The sequence below is a fragment of the Mediterraneibacter sp. HA8405 genome, assembly GCF_056148955.1.
In genome coordinates, this window is record NZ_CM148758.1 from 51,243 (window position 1) to 74,387 (window position 23,145).

Annotated in this window: 19 protein-coding genes and 1 other annotated feature; of the genes, 6 read left to right on the forward strand and 13 right to left on the reverse strand. The window is 46.5% G+C overall.

Annotation, left to right across the window (positions count from 1 at the left end):
- Positions 1–3: 3 nt before the first annotated feature.
- Together glgD and AC0QUU_RS00235 are read right to left on the reverse strand one after the other, a co-directional pair.
- On the reverse strand, positions 4–1,122 hold the full coding sequence (gene glgD / locus AC0QUU_RS00230; protein WP_474543782.1) for a glucose-1-phosphate adenylyltransferase subunit GlgD: 1,119 nt from the start codon (positions 1,120–1,122) through the stop codon (positions 4–6).
- Positions 1,119–2,393: a glucose-1-phosphate adenylyltransferase gene (locus AC0QUU_RS00235; RefSeq protein WP_474543784.1), complete on the reverse strand. Its 1,275-nt coding sequence runs from the start codon at positions 2,391–2,393 to the stop codon at positions 1,119–1,121. Before AC0QUU_RS00235 ends, glgD begins: the two co-directional genes overlap by 4 nt.
- A 246-nt stretch (positions 2,394–2,639) precedes the next feature.
- Here AC0QUU_RS00235 and murC point away from each other — a divergent pair, with 246 nt between their 5' ends.
- From murC to AC0QUU_RS00265, 6 genes are all read left to right on the forward strand, one after another.
- Complete coding sequence (murC, locus tag AC0QUU_RS00240) at positions 2,640–4,019, forward strand: UDP-N-acetylmuramate--L-alanine ligase (protein WP_474543786.1); 1,380 nt, start codon at positions 2,640–2,642, stop codon at positions 4,017–4,019.
- A gap of 247 nt (positions 4,020–4,266) precedes the next feature.
- Positions 4,267–5,298, forward strand: coding sequence for a DnaD domain protein (locus AC0QUU_RS00245; protein ID WP_474545489.1), 1,032 nt, complete (start codon positions 4,267–4,269; stop codon positions 5,296–5,298).
- 13 nt (positions 5,299–5,311) lie between these two features.
- A complete protein-coding gene (locus tag AC0QUU_RS00250) occupies positions 5,312–6,337 on the forward strand; it encodes an ATP-binding protein (protein WP_474543787.1) in 1,026 nt (341 codons plus the stop codon).
- Positions 6,310–7,494: a ribose-phosphate pyrophosphokinase gene (locus AC0QUU_RS00255; RefSeq protein WP_474543789.1), complete on the forward strand. Its 1,185-nt coding sequence runs from the start codon at positions 6,310–6,312 to the stop codon at positions 7,492–7,494. The genes AC0QUU_RS00250 and AC0QUU_RS00255 overlap by 28 nt, the downstream gene beginning before the upstream one ends.
- A gap of 73 nt (positions 7,495–7,567) precedes the next feature.
- Complete coding sequence (locus AC0QUU_RS00260; RefSeq protein WP_474543792.1) at positions 7,568–8,647, forward strand: sensor histidine kinase; 1,080 nt, start codon at positions 7,568–7,570, stop codon at positions 8,645–8,647.
- Positions 8,640–9,347 carry a response regulator gene (locus AC0QUU_RS00265; protein ID WP_474543794.1) on the forward strand — a complete coding sequence of 236 codons (708 nt, stop codon included), beginning with the start codon at positions 8,640–8,642 and terminating at the stop codon, positions 9,345–9,347. The genes AC0QUU_RS00260 and AC0QUU_RS00265 overlap by 8 nt, the downstream gene beginning before the upstream one ends.
- A gap of 82 nt (positions 9,348–9,429) precedes the next feature.
- On the opposite strand, the gene rpoC is transcribed toward AC0QUU_RS00265, so the two are convergent.
- From rpoC to AC0QUU_RS00320, 11 genes are all read right to left on the reverse strand, one after another.
- Positions 9,430–13,065 (reverse strand): DNA-directed RNA polymerase subunit beta', encoded by a 3,636-nt coding sequence (gene rpoC, locus AC0QUU_RS00270; RefSeq protein WP_474543796.1) that lies wholly within the window; start codon positions 13,063–13,065, stop codon positions 9,430–9,432.
- 14 nt (positions 13,066–13,079) lie between these two features.
- Positions 13,080–16,946 (reverse strand): DNA-directed RNA polymerase subunit beta, encoded by a 3,867-nt coding sequence (gene rpoB, locus AC0QUU_RS00275; RefSeq protein ID WP_474543798.1) that lies wholly within the window; start codon positions 16,944–16,946, stop codon positions 13,080–13,082.
- Between the two features lie 369 nt (positions 16,947–17,315).
- Positions 17,316–17,690, reverse strand: a complete 375-nt coding sequence (gene rplL, locus AC0QUU_RS00280) for a 50S ribosomal protein L7/L12 (protein ID WP_474543800.1) — start codon at positions 17,688–17,690, stop codon at positions 17,316–17,318.
- Positions 17,691–17,763: 73 nt separating this feature from the next.
- Positions 17,764–18,345, reverse strand: a complete 582-nt coding sequence (gene rplJ / locus AC0QUU_RS00285) for a 50S ribosomal protein L10 (RefSeq protein ID WP_474543802.1) — start codon at positions 18,343–18,345, stop codon at positions 17,764–17,766.
- 44 nt (positions 18,346–18,389) lie between these two features.
- Positions 18,390–18,532 (reverse strand) — a sequence feature (ribosomal protein L10 leader region).
- 149 nt (positions 18,533–18,681) lie between these two features.
- Entirely contained in the window at positions 18,682–19,374 is a 693-nt protein-coding gene (rplA, locus tag AC0QUU_RS00290) for a 50S ribosomal protein L1 (protein WP_474543803.1), read from the reverse strand.
- Between the two features lie 70 nt (positions 19,375–19,444).
- Positions 19,445–19,870: a 50S ribosomal protein L11 gene (gene rplK, locus AC0QUU_RS00295; protein ID WP_474543806.1), complete on the reverse strand. Its 426-nt coding sequence runs from the start codon at positions 19,868–19,870 to the stop codon at positions 19,445–19,447.
- 53 nt (positions 19,871–19,923) lie between these two features.
- Entirely contained in the window at positions 19,924–20,442 is a 519-nt protein-coding gene (nusG, locus tag AC0QUU_RS00300; RefSeq protein ID WP_474543808.1) for a transcription termination/antitermination protein NusG, read from the reverse strand.
- Between the two features lie 25 nt (positions 20,443–20,467).
- The gene (gene secE, locus AC0QUU_RS00305) at positions 20,468–20,665 is read right to left on the reverse strand and encodes a preprotein translocase subunit SecE (RefSeq protein WP_474543810.1); all 198 of its coding nucleotides are present in this window, start codon (positions 20,663–20,665) and stop codon (positions 20,468–20,470) included.
- Between the two features lie 22 nt (positions 20,666–20,687).
- The gene (gene rpmG / locus AC0QUU_RS00310) at positions 20,688–20,837 is read right to left on the reverse strand and encodes a 50S ribosomal protein L33 (RefSeq protein ID WP_087150328.1); all 150 of its coding nucleotides are present in this window, start codon (positions 20,835–20,837) and stop codon (positions 20,688–20,690) included.
- Positions 20,838–20,980: 143 nt separating this feature from the next.
- Positions 20,981–22,195: an AI-2E family transporter gene (locus AC0QUU_RS00315; RefSeq protein WP_474543812.1), complete on the reverse strand. Its 1,215-nt coding sequence runs from the start codon at positions 22,193–22,195 to the stop codon at positions 20,981–20,983.
- A gap of 276 nt (positions 22,196–22,471) precedes the next feature.
- Positions 22,472–23,131, reverse strand: coding sequence for a V-type ATP synthase subunit D (locus tag AC0QUU_RS00320; RefSeq protein ID WP_474543814.1), 660 nt, complete (start codon positions 23,129–23,131; stop codon positions 22,472–22,474).
- Between the last annotated feature and the right edge of the window lie 14 nt (positions 23,132–23,145).

Below are 23,145 nucleotides of genomic sequence, written 5' to 3' on the forward strand. Positions count from 1 at the left end.
CTGCTATATTGCGTACCTTTCGTTCTTTTCTACTACTACTTTCACACCATTTTCTCCTACATGTCTTGTATTCGCTCTTATCGTGTCACGGCTCTCCACGATACAGTTTTCAATGTACGTGTTGTCCCCAAGATACACATCGTTCAGAATGATGGAATTTTTGATCACACAATTGTTTCCTACAAATACCTTTTTGAAAATAACGGAATTTTCTACTGTACCATTAATAATACTTCCGCTTCCCACAAGGCTGTTTTTCACAACCGCACCCGGATTATATTTTGCGGGCGGCTGATCGCTTACCTTTGAGTAAACGCTTGGAAGCTCTCTGAAGAAATAATTCCGCACTTCCGGTTTCAGGAAATCCATATTCGTCTGATAATATGCGTCTACAGTTGAAATGTTACTCCAGTAGCTGTTTATTTTATAACCGTATATTTTCTTCAGATTCTTATAACGAATCAATATATCGGTTACAAAATCATGTCTCTCTTCCTCCGCGCAGTGCTCGACAAGATCAATCAGCTGTCTTCTCCGAATTACGTAAATTCCCGTGGACACTGTCTGGGAATGAGCCACCATGGGCTTCTCTTCAAATTCTTCTATTCTGCAGGCTTCATTCATACGGATTGTACCGAATCTGGTCGCATCCTCGCCCGGTTCCAGTTCCTTGCACACTACGGTAATATCTGCCTTTTTCGCAATATGATATTCAAGTACCTTATTATAATCCAGCTTGTACACCGCATCGCCGGAAGTAATGATTACATAAGGCTCATGACATTTCCTGAGAAAATCAAGATTCTGGTAGATCGCATCCGCGGTTCCCCGGTACCAGTAACCGTTGTCTGCTGTTATGGTCGGTGTAAACACGAACAGACCGCCCTGCTTTCTTCCGAAATCCCACCATTTTGAGGAATTCAGATGCTCATTAAGCGATCTTGCATTATACTGAGTCAACACTGCGACCTTCTGAATATGAGAATTGGTCATATTGCTGAGCGCAAAATCTATGGCTCTGTAACTGCCTGCAATGGGCATGGCCGCCACCGCGCGTTTTGCCGTCAGCTCATGCATCTTCCGGCTGTTTCCGCCTGCTAAAATAATACCTACTGCTCTCATAATCTGTCACCTGCCTTTATCAATGTTTCACCGCTTTCCAGCACTCCATCGATGTAATCCTCCGCTGATGTCACACCGCTAATGGCGGTATTCTTTCCTATCTGCACACCGGACGGGATCATCGAATTTTCTCCGATCGTAGCCAGCCCGCCGCTGTAAATATTTGGTTTCATCTTATTCGGCACATCCGCTCCGATACCCACTGCGACATTATCGCCAATGGTCACATCCTCTGCAATGATCGCCTTGTCAATCACACAGTTCTCTCCGATCTTCACGCCCTGCATGATAATGGAATCCCGGACCACGCTTCCTTTTCCGATCGTCACGCTGCCGCCCAGCACGGAGCTGTGAACTTCCCCATATATCTCCGAACCATTGGAAATGATACAGCGATCTACTACCCCCTGCTCCGCGATATACTGAGGTGGAATATTCGCGCTGTTCGTGTAGATCTTCCAGAATTCTTCATAGAGATTAAATTCCGGTATAATATCGATCAGTTCCATATTAGCTTCCCAGTATGAACTGAGCGTTCCCACATCTTTCCAGTATCCGTTGTACTCATATGCGAACAGCCTGTCCTCTTTCTGGTGACAGTACGGAATAACATGTTTTCCGAAGTCACAGTTCGGCTGATCTTTCAGCTGAATCAGCGCATCTCTCAAAACCGGCCAGCTGAAAATATAAATACCCATTGATGCCAGGTTACTGCTGGGTTTTTCCGGTTTCTCCTCGAATTCCTTAATTCTTCCGTCTGTGTCTGTCACAACAATACCGAACCTGCTTGCCTCTTCAATCGGCACCGGCATTGCCGCTATTGTTACATCCGCATGATTTGCCTTGTGGTAATCAAGCATAACTTCATAGTCCATTTTGTAAATATGATCGCCGGAAAGAATCAGAACATAATCCGGATTATAGGTTTCCATATAATTCAGATTCTGATAAATAGCATTTGCTGTTCCTGTATACCACTCACTGTTGGAGCTCTTCTCATAAGGGGGCAGGATTGATACGCCTCCCACATTACGATCCAGATCCCACGGGATACCGATACCGATATGTGTATTCAGCCTCAGCGGCTGATACTGAGTCAGCACCCCCACAGTGTCTATTCCGGAATTAATACAGTTGCTCAGCGGAAAATCAATAATACGATACTTACCGCCAAAAGCCACAGCAGGTTTTGCAACCTTTGCCGTAAGAACTCCCAGTCGACTGCCCTGTCCGCCCGCCAACAGCATGGCAATCATTTCCTTTTTAAACATTGCGTCACCTCATTTCTGGTTAGATGCATTTATTATACCATATATTTGTTTTTCGCCAATATTATTTACAATTTTTTTCTATTTTTTTACACCTTTTTGTGAACTTCACACAAAAAGAACTTCTTTAAATTTCTTTTATATATAGTATAATATAGAAGATGATACCTGTTTATGACTGAAAAAAACTGATTTTGATTTCACAAATACGTGAAATACTATGATTTTTTAATGAGAAGAGGAATCCATATGTACAAAATTGACTTTAAGAAACCGATACACATTCATTTTATCGGAATCGGAGGCATCAGCATGAGCGGCCTCGCAGAAATTCTCTTGGAAGAAGGATTTACCATATCCGGTTCTGATTCCAAAGAATCTCCTCTGACCCGTAAGCTGGAATCGGAAGGCGCACATATTCTTTACGGGCAGAAAGCAGAAAATATTACCGATGAAATTGAATGCGTGGTATATACAGCGGCCATCAGCCGCAGCAATCCCGAACTGATTGAAGCGGTGGCGAAAAAGATCCCCATGCTCACCCGTGCCGAGCTGCTGGGACAGCTTATGAAAAATTACGAAACGCCCATCGCGGTATCCGGAACCCACGGCAAGACAACTACAACTTCTATGATCTCACACATCCTTCTTGCCGGAGATCTGGATCCCACCATATCCGTAGGCGGTATTCTGAAAGCAATCGGAGGAAATATCCGGGTTGGAAATTCCGGGACATTTATTACAGAAGCCTGTGAATATACCAACAGCTTTCTTCATTTTTTCCCGAAAATCAGCGTCATCCTGAATATTGAAGAAGATCACCTGGATTTCTTCAAAGATCTGGAAGATATCCGGCACTCTTTCCGCCAGTTTGCGGAACTGCTTCCTGATGACGGCACGCTTGTCATCAACGGCGATATTAAAAATTATGAAGAAATCTGCCGGGGACTTTCCTGTCAGGTGATAACCTACGGTTCTTCTGCTGATTTTAATTACCATGCCGCTGATATTTCCTATGACGATCAGGGCCATGTTGCCTTTAATATGATCCGCCGGGACGGTTCACAGGAACATATCACCCTTTCCGTTACAGGCGATCACAACGTGTCAAATGCGCTTTCTGCCATTGCGGTAGCAGAACTGCTGGATATCCCCATGGAAACGATCAGGGAAGGCCTGCTTTCCTTTACCGGAACAGACCGCCGTTTCGAATATAAAGGGGAATTCAACGGAGTCACCATCGTAGATGACTACGCACATCATCCTACAGAAATCAGCGCCACGCTGAAGGCTGCAAAACATCACCCGCACAACTGTGTATGGTGTGTATTTCAGCCCCATACGTATACACGTACAAAGGCATTCTTCCATGAATTTGCAGAAGCGCTCTCCCATGCAGATCATCTGGTGCTTGCAGATATTTATGCCGCAAGGGAAACCGATACGCTGGGGATCTCTTCCGCCGATCTGGCTAAAGAGACGGCAAAACTGGGAACAGATACCCATTATTTCCCCAGTTTTGAAGAAATAGAAAACTTTTTGAAGGAAAACTGTTCTCCCGGAGATCTCCTTATTACAATGGGAGCCGGAGATATTGTAACGGTAGGCGAAGATCTCCTTAAAAAATAGGGCTTTCCAGAGTTATCCACATTTTCTGCACAGAGTTATCTACAAAAAACCCGGAGTTACCCACGAAAAAGTACTTTTTAACCCGATGATATAATGATATATTATTGGAGTAACGAAGCGGACGGGACGGAAGTCCGCTTTATGCCTTTTAGCGCAGGAATGCCCCGGCATTCCTGCCGCAGCGTTTCTGTTTGTTTTATACGCTGCTGTTTTCCGGGACTGATATAGAAAGTGGGACCTGATGTTTATGAAAACACTGACATTAAAAAACAAATTTCAGACAAATGCAACTCTGCTGCCGAATGATTTTATAGACCATTATATGGCCGATGCCAATGGTGAATTTGTTAAGGTGTATCTTTTTCTGCTGCGCCACCTGGACGACCCCTGTTCGTCCATTACAATTTCTACTATTGCAGACTGCCTGAACAATACTGAAAAGGATATTCTGCGCGCATTCCGCTACTGGGAATCTGCAGGTCTTCTGACTGTAGTCCGGGATTCCGACGGCAAAATCACAGGGCTGGAGCTTCGAAGAAATTCTTTTTCCAGAAAAGAAAGCGCTCCTGTTTCCATGCCGGAAACACCGGCGGCAAAAAGCGCCGTTTCTTCTGGAAGCAAAGCCGTTCCCCTGGACGCATTCCGCACACAAAAGGAGCTTAAATCACTTCTTTTTATCGCGGAGCAATATCTGGGCAAGACACTGACACGTACAGATGTGGATACAATTACTTATTTTTACGAAACACTGCATATGTCTGCAGATCTGATCGAATATCTGATTGAAACCTGTGTGGAAAACGGCCATAAGAGTATGCATTATATCCAGAAGGTTGCCTTCTCCTGGGTCGAGGAAGGCATAGAGACTGTTTCTCAGGCGAAAGAGCAATCCATGCTCTACAGCCGGAACTGTTACACTGTGCTCAATGCATTCGGCATCAAGAACCGGGGGCCTGCAGCATCGGAACTTACATATATTAAAAAGTGGGCGGAAGAATACGGCTTTTCTTCTGATATAATTCAGGAAGCCTGCCGCCGTACAATCTCGGCTACCCATCAGCCCAGTTTTGAATATGCCGATACAATCCTCGGCAGATGGCGTCAGAACGGAGTAAAACATCTCTCGGATATCTCCGCTCTTGATGATGCATATCAGAAGGAAAAAAACGCCGGAAGGACAGCGTCCAGACCACGGGCCGCAGTAAAAAATATGAACAATTTCGAAAGGCGTACTTATGATATGGACGCCCTGGAAGAACAACTGTTAAACAGTAATTAGAAGGAGCAGATTCATGGCTTTAAAAAACTCACAGTATTACAGCATCATGCGCGAGTATGAGCAGCGGCAGTTAAAGAATCACGATATACAGACCGCGCATTACAATGAAGTATGTGAAAAGCTCCCGGAATTCAAAGCGCTTGATGATTCAATTGCCATTCTTTCCGTTCAGTACGGGAAAAAACTTTTAAACGGAGATGAAAAAGCTGTCTCCTCACTGAAAGAAGAACTGGCAATTCTCCGCAGCAGCAAGAAAAAGCTTCTCCTGTCCGCGGGATATCCGGAAGACTACCTGGATCCGGTTTATACATGCAGAGACTGCAAAGATACCGGATATATCGGCAGCGAAAAATGTCACTGTTTCAAAAAGGCCGTAATTGACCTTTTATATGATCAGTCCAATATAAAAGAATTGTCCGCAGACGCTTCTTTTGACAATTTCAGGCTTGATTTTTATCCCACATCCTATTATGATAAAAAAACCGGCCGTTCGGCGCGCGCCATGATGGAGGATACACTCAAAGTCTGCCATCAGTTTATAGACACATTCGGCACGGAATTCCGCAACCTGTTTTTCTACGGCAGTGTAGGAGTTGGAAAAACATATTTATCCACATGCATTGCGCGAAAAATCATGGAAAAAGAATTCTCAGTGCTTTATCTTTCGGCGCCTCAGCTTTTTAACGCTCTTGCTCAGACAGCCTTTGACAGGAAAGATGCCGATGCAAAAAATATGAACGAGTATATTTTCAGCTGCGATCTTCTGATTATCGATGATCTGGGCAGTGAATATACAAATCAGTTTATTGCTTCACAATTTTTTACCTGCATTAACGAGCGGCTTTTACACAGGAAATCAACGATTATTTCAACAAATCTGTCGCTGGAATCCCTTGCCGACCTGTACACAGAACGGTCCTTTTCCAGAATTACCAGCAGCTATTCACTGTTGAAAATAGTCGGTGATGATATACGTATTAAAAAGAAGATAAAACACAGGGAGGATCATTCATGTTACGTCGAACAGAACGAATCTTAGAAAATATTCCGGTAGGAAGTCTGGGGATGATTTGTCTGCCCGGATGCGAAGAGCTGGGAGAGAAAGTCAACGACTATCTTGTCAGATGGCGCCACGAAAGCGGCCACGAATACCGGGATGATATTGCTTTCGCCGGTTATGAGAAAGATACCTATTTAATTAATGCACAGGTACCCCGCTTTGGCTCAGGCGAAGCAAAGGGAATTCTGAAAGAGTCTGTCCGCGGCAAAGATCTCTACCTGATGGTGGATGTATGCAATTATAATGTTACGTATTCCCTGACCGGCAGGACGAATCATATGTCTCCGGATGATCATTTCCAGAATCTGAAACGAATGATCGCCGCTGTCGGAGGCAAAGGACGAAGAATCAATGTCATTATGCCTTTCCTCTATGAAAGCCGGCAGCACAAGAGAAGTTCCAGAGAATCTCTGGATTGCGCTCTGGCTCTTCAGGAACTTGTACGCATGGGTGTGGAAAATATTATTACCTTTGACGCTCACGATCCACGGGTGCAGAATGCAATTCCTTTAAGCGGTTTTGAGACTGTCTCACCGACTTACCAGTTTGTCAAGGGGCTTCTCCGTACGGTAGACGACCTGCAGATCGACGCTCAGCATATGATGGCTATCAGCCCGGATGAAGGCGGCACAAACCGTGCTGTATATCTGGCAAATGTTCTCGGACTGGACATGGGTATGTTCTATAAGCGCCGTGATTACACCCGTATCGTTGACGGCCGCAACCCCATTGTCGCTCATGAGTTCCTGGGAAGTTCTGTTGAAGGCAAGGATGTCATTATTATTGACGATATGATTTCCTCCGGCGACAGTATTATTGATGTGGCTACCGAGCTGAAAAAGAGAAAAGCGAAACGTATTTATGCGGCCGCTACATTCGGCCTCTTTACAAATGGGCTGGATAAGTTTGACAAAGCATATGAATCCGGAATCATCAACGGAATTCTCACTACCAACCTGATTTATCAGACGCCGGAGCTTCTGTCCAAGCCTTATTATATCAACTGTGATATGAGCAAATACATCGCGCTTCTCATCGATACACTGAACCATGACGGTTCCATCAGTTCGATCTTAAGCCCGAATGCAAGAATTCAGAATGTAGTAAGAAAATATAAAAACGGAGAGCAGATCTGACTGCTCTCCCGGATTTCTTAATATGCAGAAAAGCTGCTCTTTGCAGGTTTTCTGTATTATTTTATATACGCTTATGAAAAAGAGAATTTTGACCGATACTTTTTTTACGATTGTTATGATGGCAGCCGCCACACTGTTTTCATTTGTTTTTTTTCACTTTGGAAATAAGAACTCTGCAAATATTACAATTATCTACACGCTGGCATTGATTATTGCCGCGTTAAAGACGTCCGGCTATCTGTACGGAGCAGTCTCGGCAGTGTTCTGTGTAGTGGCTGTAAATTACTTTTTTTCTTATCCGTACTTTAAATTTAATTTTACACTGGCCGGCTATCCTCTGACATTTATCGGAATGCTGGCCATCTCCCTGATCACCAGCACCACTACGACCGCTTTAAAACGTCAGCGTCAGGCAATTGCCGAGCGGGAGAAAGCTCTCATGGAAGCAGACAAAGAAAAACTCCGGGCTAATCTGCTGCGTGCAGTCTCCCACGATCTGCGAACTCCTCTGACAGGAATTATCGGTTCTTCTTCCTCCTACCTTGAAAACTACCGCGACCTGTCCGAAACAGAACGCACAGAACTTATGGCGAATATAAAAGAAGATTCCGAATGGCTGCTTAATATGGTGGAAAATCTTCTTACTGTTACAAGAATTCAGGACAATTCTCAGAACAAAGTAAAGAAGACCCTTGAAGTAGTGGAAGAGGTTGTATCAGAAGCTATCCAGCGGCTGCAGAAACGCCATCCGGGAGTGAAGATCAAAGTGAATATGCCGAATAATTTTCTTATGCTTCCCATGGATCCCACACTGATCGAACAGGTGCTGATTAACCTTATGGAAAACGCTTTCGTGCACTCAGAAAGCACCGAACCGGTCGAACTTACTATTTGCGAGCAGGAGGATAATGTTCTTTTCCGCGTCAGAGACTTCGGAAAAGGAATCAGTGAACAGCAGATGCCCGGTCTTTTTGAAGGACAGCAGCCGGGCAGTACCACAACGGACGGATATAAAGGAATCGGTATCGGCCTTACGATATGCAAAACAATTATATTAGCCCACGGTGGAACAATTACGGCTTCCAATCATGAAAAGGGAGCGGATTTTATATTCACTCTTCCGAAAGAAAAGGAGGATTCGGATAATGCCTAAATTTTCAGTCCTGATTATTGAAGACGAAAAAAACATCCAGCATTTTATGAGCAAGATTCTAAAACGTCATGATTACCGCGTGTTCTGCGCTGACACAGGTACAGGCGGCCTCGAGCTTATACGCTCCCAGTGCCCGGATATTGTTCTTCTTGATCTGGGCCTCCCTGATATGAACGGAGATGAAATAATCAGAAGTGTGCGCACCTGGTCCAGCATTCCCATTATCGTTATTTCCGCACGGACAGCCGAAAATGAAAAGGTACTGGCCCTTGATCTGGGCGCGGATGATTACATTACCAAGCCTTTCGGCACATCAGAGCTGCTGGCAAGAATCCGTACATCTCTGCGTCACAGCAACCGCCTGATGACCGACAGTGAATTATACATCCGTCCCTATCGCTGCGGTAAAATGATTCTGGATTTCTCCAAACGCCTTCTGACCATTGATGGTAAAGAGGTCCACCTGACGCCTATTGAATACAAAATTGTAGCCTGTCTGGCTCAGAATTCCGGAAAGGTTATTACCTACTCTTCTCTTCTTTCCAGCGTATGGGGGCCGTATGCCGACGGCGACAACAAAATACTTCGGGTTAACATGGCAAATATCCGCCGGAAAATAGAGAAAGATCCGGCTCAGCCGAAATATATTTTCACGGAAGTCGGAGTCGGATACCGGATGGCTGAAGACGAAGATGAATAATTAAGGTCTGAAAGGGCCTGCAGGATCAGATCAATCCTGCAGGCCCTTTTTGTTCTCTTTTCTCCCCTTCCGGGGAAATTTCTTATTCTTCTGTCGTTACCGGAACTTCTGTTTCTTCTTCATCCAGAATAATATCTTCATCCAGATCCAGTTCATCCTCCGGCTGAATGTCTGTATTGATCTTAACGTCACGGTATTTTTTCATACCCGTACCTGCCGGGATATGTTTACCGATAATAACATTTTCTTTCAGACCGACCAGATGATCCACCTTTCCTTTGATTGCAGCTTCCGTCAGAACCTTTGTAGTCTCCTGGAAGGATGCCGCTGACAGGAAGGAATCTGTTGCCAGGGATGCCTTTGTAATACCAAGCATGATCTGCTCGCCTTTTGCCGGCTCTTTTCCCTCTGCCTCCATCTGTTCGTTCACTTCGTTGAATTCAAGGACGTCTGCCATTGTTCCCGGAAGGAAGTCCGTATCGCCTTTATCTTCAATGCGTACTTTTTTCAGCATCTGACGTACAATGACTTCGATATGTTTGTCATTGATATCTACACCCTGCAGACGATATACCCGCTGTACTTCCTGAAGCATGTAATCCTGCACAGCGCGCAGACCTTTGATCTTCAGAATATCGTGAGGATTTACACTACCTTCTGTAAGCTCATCTCCGGCCTCAAGTTCAGCTCCGTCCTGAATCTTAATACGGGAGCCGTAAGGAATGAGATATGCCTTTGATTCTCCGGTCTCCTCATTCGTAACGATAATCTCGCGCTTTTTCTTTGTATCGCTGATTGTCGCGCGTCCGGCAAATTCGGTAATGATCGCGAGTCCTTTCGGCTTTCTCGCCTCAAAAAGCTCCTCGACACGGGGAAGACCCTGTGTAATATCGTCGCCGGCAACACCGCCGGTATGGAACGTACGCATGGTAAGCTGTGTACCCGGCTCACCGATAGACTGCGCGGCCACAATACCGACAGCCTCGCCCACCTGTACGGCCTCTCCGGTCGCCATGTTGGCCCCGTAGCACTTCGCACACACGCCGTTCTTACACTTACAGGTAAGAATTGTACGGATCTTCACTTTTTCAAGCGGATTTCCGTTCTCATCCACACCCAGTTTTGTTACGCGCTCTGCACGTCGCGGCGTAATCATATGATTTGCCTTTACAAGCACGTTACCTTCTTTATCTTTGATGTCCTCGCACGCGAAGCGTCCTGTGATACGCTCCTGCAGGCTCTCGATCTCCTCATTGCCGTCCATGAATGCATGTACATACATTCCCGGAATCTCCTGGCCCGGCTCTACACAGTCGGAATCATGGATAATCAGCTCCTGAGATACGTCTACCAGACGTCTCGTCAGATAACCGGAATCAGCGGTACGAAGAGCCGTATCGGACAGACCTTTACGTGCGCCATGGGCGGACATAAAGTATTCCAGTACGTCCAGACCTTCACGGAAGTTGGACTTGATCGGCAGCTCAATGGTACGTCCTGTTGTATCAGCCATAAGACCACGCATACCGGCAAGCTGTTTGATCTGCTTGTCAGAACCACGGGCTCCGGAATCCGCCATCATATAAATGTTATTATATTTATCCAGACCGGAAAGCAGCGCCTCTGTCAGTTTGTCGTCAGTTGCTTTCCATGTCTCCACAACTTCTTTGTAACGCTCTTCTTCTGTAATAAGACCGCGCTTGAAATTCTTTGTAATCCGGTCAACCGTGTTCTGCGCTTCCTCAATCATCTGCGGCTTCTGCGGCGGAACCGTCATATCCGAAATGGAAACTGTCATAGCTGCGCGTGTTGAGAATTTGTATCCGATGGATTTTACATCATCCAGCACTTCTGCAGTCTGTGTTGCTCCGTGTGTATTGATAACTTTCTCCAGGATCTGCTTTAACTGTTTCTTTCCCACATGGAAGTCAATCTCAAGGGCAAGTTCATTGCCTTCCACTGACCGGTCTACAAATCCAAGATCCTGCGGAATAATCTCATTAAAGAGCAGGCGTCCCAGTGTCGCGTCAATCACGCCTGTCTTCACGGTGCCGTCCGGCATTGTCTTTGATACACGTACTTTGATCTGTGAATGAAGAGTAATGTAGCCGTTCTCATAAGCCAGAATCGCTTCACTTACACTCTTGAAGAACATGCCCTCGCCTTTTGCTCCCGGACGAACCTGGGTCAGATAGTAGATACCAAGGACCATGTCCTGGGAAGGAACAGCTACCGGACCGCCGTCTGACGGTTTCAGCAGGTTGTTCGGAGAGAGAAGCAGGAAGCGGCACTCAGCCTGTGCTTCTACAGACAGCGGCACGTGGACAGCCATCTGGTCTCCGTCAAAGTCCGCGTTGTACGCAGTACAAACAAGCGGATGAAGCTTGATCGCCTTACCTTCTACAAGAATCGGTTCGAATGCCTGGATACCCAGTCTGTGCAGCGTAGGGGCGCGGTTCAGCATAACCGGATGTTCTTTGATTACTTCTTCAAGTACATCCCATACCTCCGGCTGAAGTCTTTCTACCATCTTCTTTGCATTTTTTATATTATGAGCCGTGCCGTTTGCCACAAGTTCTTTCATAACAAAAGGCTTGAACAGCTCGATTGCCATCTCTTTCGGGAGACCGCACTGATAAATTTTCAGTTCCGGTCCTACAACGATAACCGAACGTCCGGAATAGTCGACACGTTTTCCGAGCAGGTTCTGACGGAAACGTCCGGATTTACCTTTCAGCATGTCGGACAGAGATTTCAGCGCTCTGTTTCCCGGTCCTGTAACCGGACGGCCGCGGCGGCCGTTGTCAATCAGAGCATCTACCGCTTCCTGAAGCATACGCTTCTCGTTACGGACAATGATGTCCGGAGCTCCCAGTTCCAGCAGTCTCTTCAGACGGTTGTTTCTGTTTATAATTCTTCTGTAAAGGTCATTTAAATCAGAAGTCGCGAAACGTCCGCCGTCCAGCTGCACCATAGGACGCAGATCCGGCGGGATAACCGGAATTGCAGTAAGAATCATCCACTCCGGTCTGTTTCCGGATTCCCGGAAAGCTTCAACAACTTCAAGGCGCTTTACAATTCTTGCGCGCTTCTGTCCGGTAGAGTTCTCCAGAGCGCTCTGAAGCTCATTGTACTCTTTTTCCAGATCAATAGCCTCAAGAAGCTCTTTGATCGCCTCAGCGCCCATACCCACACGGAAAGCTTTGGCTCCCCATTTTTCCTTCAGTTCCTGATATTCTGCTTCTGAGAGAATCTGTTTGTTCTGCAGATCTGTCTCTCCTTTGTCCAGCACAATATAAGATGCGAAATAGAGCACCCTCTCCAGTGTTCTGGGAGAAATATCCAGAATAAGTCCCATCCGGCTGGGGATTCCCTTAAAGTACCAGATATGGGACACCGGAGCCGCCAGGGCAATATGCCCCATACGCTCGCGGCGTACGCTGGCCTTTGTTACTTCAACACCGCACCGGTCACACACAACACCTTTATAGCGGATCTTCTTGTACTTTCCGCAATGGCATTCCCAGTCCTTGCTCGGTCCGAATATCTTTTCGCAGAAAAGTCCGTCCTTTTCCGGTTTCAGCGTACGGTAATTAATTGTTTCCGGTTTTGTCACTTCGCCTCTGGACCATTCCAGGATCTTCTCCGGTGAAGCCAGCCCGATCTTAATTGCGTCAAATGTTAACGGTTGATATTGTTGTTCATTATTATTTGGCATATATATGGCTCCTCCTATTCTTCCTCATTGTCCAGATACTCGTCGAATCCGATCTCATCTGTGTCACCGTCATCCATCTCGTCCTCTTCCGGCTCAACATCTTTGAGCTCATCTCCCACTAACTCCTGTTCGGTAAATCCATGATCACCAAACCGTTCATTGTCATCCCTGTATCTTCTGTCTCCTTCAATAATATGCCGCAGGTCTGTCTCACCGTAATCCACGTTCTCCATAATCTTAACTTCTGTGTTGTCGTCTTTGAGCACACGGACGTCAAGCGCCAGAGACTGCAGCTCTTTAAGCAGTACCTTGAAGGACTCCGGAATGCCGGGCTCAGGAATATTCTCGCCCTTGATAATGGCCTCGTATGTCTTCACACGGCCCACCACGTCATCTGACTTCACAGTCAGGATCTCCTGAAGAGTATAGGATGCTCCATAGGCCTCCAGAGCCCATACCTCCATCTCCCCGAAACGCTGGCCACCGAACTGAGCTTTACCGCCCAGCGGCTGCTGTGTAACAAGTGAATACGGGCCTGTTGAACGTGCATGGATCTTGTCATCTACAAGATGATGCAGTTTCAGGTAATGCATGTGTCCGATAGTAACCGGACTGTCAAAAAACTCTCCTGTACGCCCGTCTCTTAAGCGGACTTTTCCATCCCTTGAGAGAGGCACTCCCTTCCAAAGTTTTCTGTGCTCCCTGTTATCGGAAAGATACTGGAGCACTTCCGGAAGCAGTTCTTCTCCATGCTTCTTTTCAAATTCTTCCCACTCAAGGTTGACATAATCATTCGCCAGATCCAGAGTGTCCATAATATCAATCTCGTTCGCACCGTCAAATACCGGTGTTGAAATATTGAATCCAAGCGCTTTTGCCGCAAGACTCAGATGAATCTCCAGCACCTGCCCGATATTCATACGGGACGGCACGCCAAGAGGATTCAGCACAATGTCCAGAGGACGTCCGTTCGGCAGGAACGGCATATCCTCTACCGGAAGTACACGGGAAACGACACCCTTGTTTCCATGACGTCCGGCCATCTTGTCTCCCACAGAGATCTTTCTCTTCTGGGCGATGTAAATGCGGACTGCCTGATTTACACCGGGTGACAGCTCATCACCGTTCTCCCTTGTAAACACTTTCGCGTCAACAACAATACCATATTCTCCGTGAGGCACTTTCAGAGAAGTATCTCTTACCTCACGCGCCTTCTCACCGAAGATTGCGCGCAGAAGTCTTTCCTCCGCGGTCAGATCCTGTTCCCCCTTAGGAGTTACTTTTCCGACGAGGATATCGCCTGCGCGGACTTCTGCGCCGATGCGGATAATTCCACGCTCATCCAGGTCTTTCAAAGCGTCATCGCCCACGCCCGGAATGTCTCTTGTAATTTCCTCGTCTCCGAGTTTTGTATTTCTGGCTTCCGCTTCATATTCTTCAATATGAACAGAAGTATATACATCATCCTGTACCAGTCTTTCACTTAAGAGCACGGCGTCCTCATAGTTGTAACCCTCCCATGTCATGAATCCGATCAGCGGATTCTTTCCGAGAGCCATCTCTCCGCCGGATGTGGACGGACCGTCTGCGATAACCTGTCCTGCCTCAACCCGCTCGCCTTTGTCTACAATCGGTCTCTGATTGTAGCAGTTGCTCTGATTGCTTCGCTGGAATTTTGCCAGTTTATAATTTTTCTTTGTACCGTCATCATGCCGGATCACAATATTTGTGGAAGTGGAACTCTCCACAACACCTGCTTCTTCCGCGACCACACATACGCCGGAGTCAACAGCTGCCTTTACTTCCATTCCGGTTCCGACAACCGGAGCTTCGGTTGTAAGAAGCGGCACGGCCTGACGCTGCATGTTTGAACCCATCAGCGCACGGTTGGCATCATCGTTCTGCAGGAACGGAATCAGCGCCGTTGCCACGGAAAACACCATCTTAGGAGACACGTCCATGTAGTCGAATTTATTTCTTTCGTACTCCTGAGTCTCCTCGCGGTAACGACCGGATACATTCTTATTGACAAAGTGTCCCTCCGCATCCAGAGGTGTATTCGCCTGTGCTACATGATAGTTGTCTTCCTCGTCCGCTGTCATATACACAACTTCATCGGTTACGCGCGGATTGTCCGGATCGCTCTTATCGATTTTTCTGTACGGAGCCTCGATAAATCCGTACTGATTAATCCTTGCGTAGCATGCCAGAGAGTTAATCAGACCGATGTTCGGACCTTCAGGCGTCTCAATCGGGCACATTCTTCCGTAATGAGAGTAGTGAACGTCGCGGACCTCGAATCCGGCACGGTCTCTGGACAGACCTCCCGGTCCCAGGGCAGACAGACGTCTCTTGTGAGTCAGCTCACCCAGCGGATTGTTCTGATCCATAAACTGGGACAGCTGGGATGAACCGAAGAATTCTTTTACAGCAGCTGTCACCGGTTTGATATTGATCAATGACTGGGGAGAAATTCCTTCCTGATCCTGAGTTGTCATTCTTTCCCTGACTACTCTTTCCAGTCTGGAAAGGCCGATTCTGTACTGGTTCTGCAGCAGTTCGCCGACCGCGCGGATACGGCGGTTGCCCAGATGGTCGATGTCGTCATCATTACCAATGCCGTACTCAAGGTGCATGTTATAGTTAATGGACGCGAAAATATCCTCCTTTGTAATATGCTTCGGGATCAGGTCATGAATATCGCGGCGGATCATGCTCTTCATCTCCTCGATATCTCCTGCCGCCTCTTCGATAATGCCTGCCAGTACAGGATAATAAACCTGTTCTGTCACTCCGACTTCGTTCGGATCAATGTCAACAACAGCCTGAAGATCCACCATCATATTGGAGAGAATCTTGATATTTCTTGTCTCGTCCTCTCCTTCCACCCACAGATACGGAACTGCGCTGTTCTGGATCGCATCTGCGATTTCGCGGGTGATCTTTGTTCCTTTTTCAGCTACAACTTCGCCTGTAACCGCACTTACCACATCTTCTGCAAGAACACGGCCTTTTACACGGTTTTTCAGCATCAGTTTCTTATTAAACTTATAGCGTCCTACTTTTGCCAGATCATAACGCCTGGGATCAAAGAACATACTTGTAATCAGACTCTCTGCACTGTCCACCGCAAGCGGCTCGCCGGGACGGATTTTTTTATACAGCTCTAACAGACCCTCCTGATAATTCTCAGCAGTGTCCTTTCCAAAGCTGGCAAGAATCTTGGGTTCCTCGCCGAACATCTCTATAATTTCCGCGTTTGTTCCGATACCAAGGGCGCGGATCAGCACTGTAATCGGCACCTTTCTCGTCCGATCAACGCGAACATAGAAAACGTCATTGGAGTCTGTCTCATACTCCAGCCATGCACCTCTGTTCGGGATGACTGTCGCCGAATAGAGCTTTTTACCCAGCTTATCATGGGCAATTCCATAGTAGATGCCCGGAGAACGCACAAGCTGACTTACGATAACACGCTCTGCTCCGTTGATAACAAAAGTTCCGGTCTTCGTCATCAGGGGAAGATCACCCATGAAGATTTCATGTTCGTTGATCTCATCGTTCTCTTTGTTGTAGAGCCTCACTCGTACCTTCAAAGGCGCAGCATAAGTCGCATCCCGTTCCTTACACTCATCGATTGTGTACTTCACATCATCTTCGCAAAGTGTGAAATCCACAAATTCCAGACTTAAATGTCCGCTGTAATCAGCGATGGGTGAAATATCATCGAACACCTCTTTGAGCCCTTCATCAAGAAACCACTGATAGGAATCTTTCTGAACTTCAATGAGGTTTGGCATCTCCAATACTTCTTTTTGCCTGGAATAGCTCATGCGGAAGCCTTTTCCGGTTGTGACGGGACGAATTCTGTTTTTCTCCATTGACGTTTCACTCCTCATATATTTTTTGGTGACTGTTCAGTCAAAACAATACCCGGAACGTCCGCCGGGTCAGTATAAATAAACAGTCTGATTTACGGGCACAGACAGCCCTGTGTAACTTCTTAAAATCCATAGATGAAAAGTTCTGCCCACCTCAGACAGTCTCTTTGATGGTACAGCTTTCCATAATAGAGCATTTTTTACTATACCACGAAGTTCTCCCCGTTGTCAACAAATTTTTCAACATTTTTCTTGACATTTTCGTCCATATATGATATATGGCAGTATTCTGCCCGTAAATCGGCCTGCAGATGAAAAAAGACCGCAGAAGCTTTTATCTTCTGCGGTCCGTACCATTCTCCCGAATGATTATTTCATGTTAACTTCAGCGCCCTGCTCTTCAAGTTTTGCCTTGATCTCCTCAGCTTCTGCCTTGGAAACGCCCTCTTTTACTACCTTCGGAGCGTTGTCAACAAGTTCTTTCGCTTCTTTCAGTCCAAGACCTGTGATCTCACGTACAGCCTTGATAACTTTAACCTTGGAAGAACCAGCAGATACAAGTTCTACATCAAACTCATCTTTCTCCTCAGCTGCTGCCGCGTCTCCGCCTGCTGCTGCAACTACAACGCCTGCTGCCGCAGATACGCCGAACTCTTCTTCACAAGCTTTTACAAGCTCGTTTAACTCTAATACTGATAACTCTTTGATCGCTTCGATCATTTCAGCTGTTGTCAATTTAGCCATTTTGATATCCTCCATTTTTCTTATTCTTATTTTCTGATTTTTTCATTAAATACTATTGAAATGTAATCGCTGATTACTCTTCTGTTGTCTCAGCAGCTGCCTCTGCCGGCGTCTCTGCTGTCTCAGCAGTTTCCTCTGCATTCTCTTCCGCAGCCGCCGCTGCAGCTTCTCCGCCGCCCTGCTCTGCGATCTGCTTAATAACACGAGCAAAGTTTGTAATCGGTGACTGAATGCTTCCAAGAAGTTTGGAAAGCAGTTCTTCTCTTGACGGGATCTTGGACAGTTCTGTCAGTCCTGCCACGTCATAGACATTTCCTTCAACAACACCGCCCTTAAGTTCCAGTGCCGGAGCATCCTTTGCGAATTTGCACAGGATTCTTGCCGGAGCTGTCGCGTCATCCTTTGATACAGCGATAGCGCTCGGTCCTTCCAGGCAGCTCTCAAGGCCTTCAAACTCAGTTCCCTCAAAAGCTCTCTTCATCATCGTGTTCTTGTATACCTTGTATACCACGCCGGCTTCTCTGAGCTGTTTACGCAGCTCTGTGTCCTGAGCAACGGTAAGTCCGCGGTAATCAACAAGTACAACTGACTGAGCGTCTTTGATCTCTTCTGCGATTGCCTGTACGATGGGCTGTTTTAATTCAACTTTTGCCACTTTCTGGTACACCTCCTTATATATTTTGCGTGTACTGCCAAAGTCTTTTACACAAAAAACCTCTGCGCCTGAAGACACAGAGGTTTGTAAATTCATACTCTCGTAATAAATCTAACTTTCCTCGGTAGGCGGATACATCCTTACGCTTCACAGCACCTACTGTCTTCGGCAGTTGCTAATATAAAATATCACAGTTCGTTTCATATGTCAAGCTTTTTATTTTTTTAATTTGTTCCGCCGCCTGCCTGCAGCTCACAAATGCTGAAAGCTGCAGGCACATTAATAATAAAAAGCGGACCGCCGCACCAGCGACAGTCCGTCCCATTATCTGAGTATTTATGCAAGCTTCATCGGGTTAACCTTGACACCCGGTCCCATTGTGGAAGTAAGGGTTACACTCTTTAAGTACTGTCCCTTAACCGCTGCCGGTCTTGCCTTGATGATTGCGTCAATAAGCGTCTGGAAGTTGTCCGCTAACTGCTCTTCAGTAAAGGAAGCTTTACCGATCGGCACATGAATAATATTTGTTTTATCAAGTCTGTACTCGATCTTACCGGCTTTGATCTCGTTGATCGCCTTTGTTACGTCCATTGTAACTGTTCCGGCTTTCGGGTTCGGCATAAGGCCTTTCGGTCCGAGTACACGTCCGAGACGTCCTACAACTCCCATCATGTCAGGTGTCGCGACAACTACGTCAAAGTCAAGCCATCCCTCATTCTGGATCTTCGGAATCAGCTCATCTCCGCCTACAAAGTCAGCTCCTGCCGCCTTTGCTTCCTCAGCCTTTGCGTCCTTCGCAAATACAAGGATACGCACTTTCTTACCTGTCCCGTGCGGAAGTACAACCGCGCCACGGATCTGCTGGTCTGCGTGACGTCCGTCACATCCTGTTCTGATGTGAGCCTCGATAGTCTCGTCAAATTTTGCTACTGCTGCTTTTTTTACTAATGCAACTGCTTCTTCTTTGTCGTAGAGGTTTCCTCTCTCGATCAGTTTTGCAGCTTCGATATATTTCTTTCCTCGTTTCATTTTACAATAACCTCCTTGTGGTATTGGCGGGAACGTGCCCCTCCCACTGTCTATAAACTATTCAGATGCTCTATTCCTCTACAACTACGCCCATGGAACGGCATGTTCCTGCAACCATGCTCATGGCTGCTTCTACTGTTGCCGCATTCAGGTCAGGCATCTTTGTCTCTGCAATTTCTTTCAGCTGCTCTTTGGTAATTGTAGCAACTTTGTTCTTGTTCGGCACACCGGAACCGGACTGGATCTTGCATGCCTTCTTGATCAGAACTGCCGCCGGCGGTGTCTTTGTAATAAAGCTGAAACTTCTGTCATTATATACTGTGATGACAACCGGGATAATCAGATCACCCTGATCAGCTGTTCTTGCATTGAACTGTTTTGTAAATTCAACGATGTTTACACCGTGCTGTCCAAGTGCAGGACCAACCGGCGGTGCCGGAGTTGCCTTGCCGGCAGGAATCTGCAATTTGATATAACCTTCTACTTTTTTTGCCATTTTTAATTACCTCCTTGTGGTATTGGCGGGACGCCTGTCCCTCCCACTTTTCTTTAATCCAATTTTCTCACTTCTGAAAAACCAAGTTCAACCGGAGTCTCACGGCCAAACAGCTCAACATTGATCGACAGGCTCTTTTTCTGTTCATTCATACTCTGTACAACGCCCACAGTTCCTTCCCATGCGCCGCTGAGTACAGTAACGGTATCTCCTACGCCGAAGTTGACAACAACTTCTTCCCGTTTGATTCCCAGATTCGCCATTTCCTCTTCCTCAAGAGGAACCGCTTTCGATCCCGGTCCTACAAAACCGGTAACACCGCGGGTATTTCTTACCACGTACCAGGTGTCATCATTCATAATCATATGAATCATAACATAGCCCGGAAACAGCTTTCTCTGAGCAGTCTTCTGGACGCCGTTCTTAAGCTCCACGACTTCCTCCATGGGAACGCGTACCTCAAGAATCTGGTCTTCCAGATGGCGATTTTCTATTGTCTTCTCAATGTTTGCTTTTACTTTGTTCTCATACCCTGAATAAGTATGGACTACATACCATTTTGCTTCTGACATATAATCACCTTTCTGCTGCGGCCGGTTATCTCACCAAAAAGTTAATTCCGTACTCTACCACAACATCGACAACCGCGATAAGCAGTCCGAGAAATACGGAAACAACAACGACTGCCGTAGTCTGTTTAGCAAGTGTTTTCCGGTCCGGCCAGACGATCTTCCTGAACTCAGCCTGAAGACCCTTGAACCAGCTTGTCTTCTGAGTCTTTTTCTTCTCACTCATAACATCCACTTCCCTCCGGCGACTACTTTGTTTCCTTGTGCAGTGTGTGTGACTTGCAGAATCTGCAGTATTTCTTGGTTTCCATACGTTCCGGATGAGCTTTCTTATCCTTCGTCATGTTGTAGTTACGGTTTTTACATTCCGTACACTCCAGTGTAATTCTTGTGCGCACAACTTCCACCTCGCTTTTAACATATTTACTACGTGTTACTGATGGTTGCGAAGCCATCTGTTTTTAGGCATAAAAAAAAGACCTACTTCCATTCGCCATAGCAGTATACCACAGCAAATGGAGGTAAGTCAAGGGATTTCATACTATTTCGACTGGTTTATCTGTTCTGCCCCGGTGCCTGCATCCGGCCCTCCGGATTTCTCCCTTTCTTTTGCCCCCGGGAATTTCTTTTTCAGCCGCTTATACACGCCGGCTCTGAACAGCGAGTAAATCACAGATACTATCGGAATAAAAATCAGCATTCCTACAACGCCCATCAGACTTCCGCCGATCGTTACTGCCGCCAGAACCCAGATAGAGGGGAGCCCCACAGAACTGCCCACTACTTTCGGATAGATCAGATTTCCCTCAATCTGCTGAAGAACAAGGAACATAATTACAAAAGTCAGTGCCTGAATCGGATCTACCATAAGAATCAGGAAGGCCCCGATTACACATCCAATGAAAGCGCCGAAAATCGGAATAAGGGCTGTAAACGCGATCAGAACGCCCACCAGAAGCGCATACGGCATATTCAGAATATTCATCGCTATAAAAAACATGGTTCCCAGAATTACTGCCTCCACACACTGACCCGCGAAAAAGCTGGAAAAAGATTTTGCAGTAAGAGAACACACCTCAAGAATCCATTCCACACGCTTTTCCGACAGGAATGCATAAAGTACTTTTTTTACCTGTACGCTCAGTTTTTCTTTCTGCAGCAGCACGTAGCACGCAAATACAAACGCAATAACAAATGTAGCCACACCGCTTACAAAAGAACCAATGGCAGACACTGTAGAATTGATCACATTCCCGGCTCCATCCTGGAAAAAGGACACCGCGCTGTCTGTCATCTTACCGATATCCAGATTCAGGCCGTCCAGCCACGCTCTGATTTCGCTGTTGTCGGTAAACAGCTCTTCCAGGAAGCGCTGAGCCTCCGGCACAAACGCCCGTATTGTCTTGCCCAGAGAAAGAACCGTAGTCGTCAGCTCCGGGATCACAACAAACATTACAAGAACAATAACGCCGATCACAAGCGCGAGAGTCAGAACCAGACTCAGCGGACGCGCGAGACGGTTGGCAATCTTCTTATCTTTAAGATAACGGTTATAAAAAATCTTTTCCTCCAGGAAACTCATCGGCACATTCAGAATAAAAGCGATTCCTCCGCCCAGAATAAAAGGAAAGATAATACCGAACGCAAACCCGATCCACTCAAAAAGTATATTATAATTCCACAAAGCTATAAGGATAATGATTGTAAAAACAATCAGCTCTTTCATTTTCCTCATATTTTCTCTGTCAAGCTTCATAATTCCTCCCGCTGCTGATCTAAAATATGTATCCATTGTAACACATATGAGAGGAGTATCAAGGGTATAACCGGAATTTAAATTTGGAATTGTGAGTGGGGAAAACGCAGCCGGGAAGTCCGGGTATGGTGGTGGGGAGCCGTAAAGCGGCGCCGGCACTTAGAGCGCGTCCTTTGCGCTCTTATGTACCGCTGCGCAGCGTCCGAACAAAAGTGAGCTCTCCGGCACCATACCCGGACTCCCCGGCGGAAGTTTCCTCTCTCACAAATACAAATTTCACTCCCGTTCACTGTAATGATGTGTTTCTTCCAGCATCATATCCTTTACTTTCATCAGACGGATCTGGGTGCTTCTTTCGTTCTCATCCAGTTTCATTGTAATATACTTGATATTTTCCTCTGTTTCAGGAATAATTACATGTTCCAGCGCATTTACGCGTCTTCTTGTTTTTTCGATTTCCGCCGCCATCAGCTGGCACGCCTTTTCACACTCTGCAAGGCGTATCATATCTGGCAGGATATCCGCCAGAGATTTTACCGCTCCATCCAGGTCGCTGGATGTGAACGCAAAGCCATAAGAATAGATATCATTTTCATCTGCCGTTCTTGTGGTGTACTCAAATACCGGGACATCCACACTCATAACATTCTTCTCGCCGGCCTCCAGATTTACTTCCTGTTTTGGAGCCATCAGCGCTGTATTCAGAGCAGCCTCGGACATTCCCGCCTTAGCAATTACAAAATTACGGTTGGCGGATCTGATACCCGCTTCTACTTTTTTCCGCACCTCCATATTCTCCCGGACCAGATCAAGATACTGACGCATCAGCTCATCCCGTTTATCTTTTAACAGCTTATGGCCCCGGATTGCTGTGACTCGTTTCTTCTTCAGCCTTGTCAGCTCCATCCGCGTAGGATTTACATGTTTTGCCGCCAAAAGGGCGCCTCCTT

What these genes read in the sequence shown, in the direction of transcription:
- rplL (WP_474543800.1), bottom strand. Translation starts at nt 17,690, where the DNA reads ATGGCTAAATTGACAACAGCTGAAATGATCGAAGCGATCAAAGAGTTA.
- rpoC (WP_474543796.1), bottom strand. Translation starts at nt 13,065, where the DNA reads ATGCCAAATAATAATGAACAACAATATCAACCGTTAACATTTGACGCA.
- AC0QUU_RS00315 (WP_474543812.1), bottom strand. Translation starts at nt 22,195, where the DNA reads ATGAAGCTTGACAGAGAAAATATGAGGAAAATGAAAGAGCTGATTGTT.
- AC0QUU_RS00265 (WP_474543794.1), top strand. Translation starts at nt 8,640, where the DNA reads ATGCCTAAATTTTCAGTCCTGATTATTGAAGACGAAAAAAACATCCAG.
- AC0QUU_RS00235 (WP_474543784.1), bottom strand. Translation starts at nt 2,393, where the DNA reads ATGTTTAAAAAGGAAATGATTGCCATGCTGTTGGCGGGCGGACAGGGC.
- glgD (WP_474543782.1), bottom strand. Translation starts at nt 1,122, where the DNA reads ATGAGAGCAGTAGGTATTATTTTAGCAGGCGGAAACAGCCGGAAGATG.
- rplA (WP_474543803.1), bottom strand. Translation starts at nt 19,374, where the DNA reads ATGAAACGAGGAAAGAAATATATCGAAGCTGCAAAACTGATCGAGAGA.
- AC0QUU_RS00260 (WP_474543792.1), top strand. Translation starts at nt 7,568, where the DNA reads ATGAAAAAGAGAATTTTGACCGATACTTTTTTTACGATTGTTATGATG.
- rplK (WP_474543806.1), bottom strand. Translation starts at nt 19,870, where the DNA reads ATGGCAAAAAAAGTAGAAGGTTATATCAAATTGCAGATTCCTGCCGGC.
- AC0QUU_RS00255 (WP_474543789.1), top strand. Translation starts at nt 6,310, where the DNA reads ATGTTACGTCGAACAGAACGAATCTTAGAAAATATTCCGGTAGGAAGT.
- nusG (WP_474543808.1), bottom strand. Translation starts at nt 20,442, where the DNA reads ATGTCAGAAGCAAAATGGTATGTAGTCCATACTTATTCAGGGTATGAG.
- rpoB (WP_474543798.1), bottom strand. Translation starts at nt 16,946, where the DNA reads ATGGAGAAAAACAGAATTCGTCCCGTCACAACCGGAAAAGGCTTCCGC.
- AC0QUU_RS00250 (WP_474543787.1), top strand. Translation starts at nt 5,312, where the DNA reads ATGGCTTTAAAAAACTCACAGTATTACAGCATCATGCGCGAGTATGAG.
- AC0QUU_RS00245 (WP_474545489.1), top strand. Translation starts at nt 4,267, where the DNA reads ATGAAAACACTGACATTAAAAAACAAATTTCAGACAAATGCAACTCTG.
- murC (WP_474543786.1), top strand. Translation starts at nt 2,640, where the DNA reads ATGTACAAAATTGACTTTAAGAAACCGATACACATTCATTTTATCGGA.
- secE (WP_474543810.1), bottom strand. Translation starts at nt 20,665, where the DNA reads ATGAGTGAGAAGAAAAAGACTCAGAAGACAAGCTGGTTCAAGGGTCTT.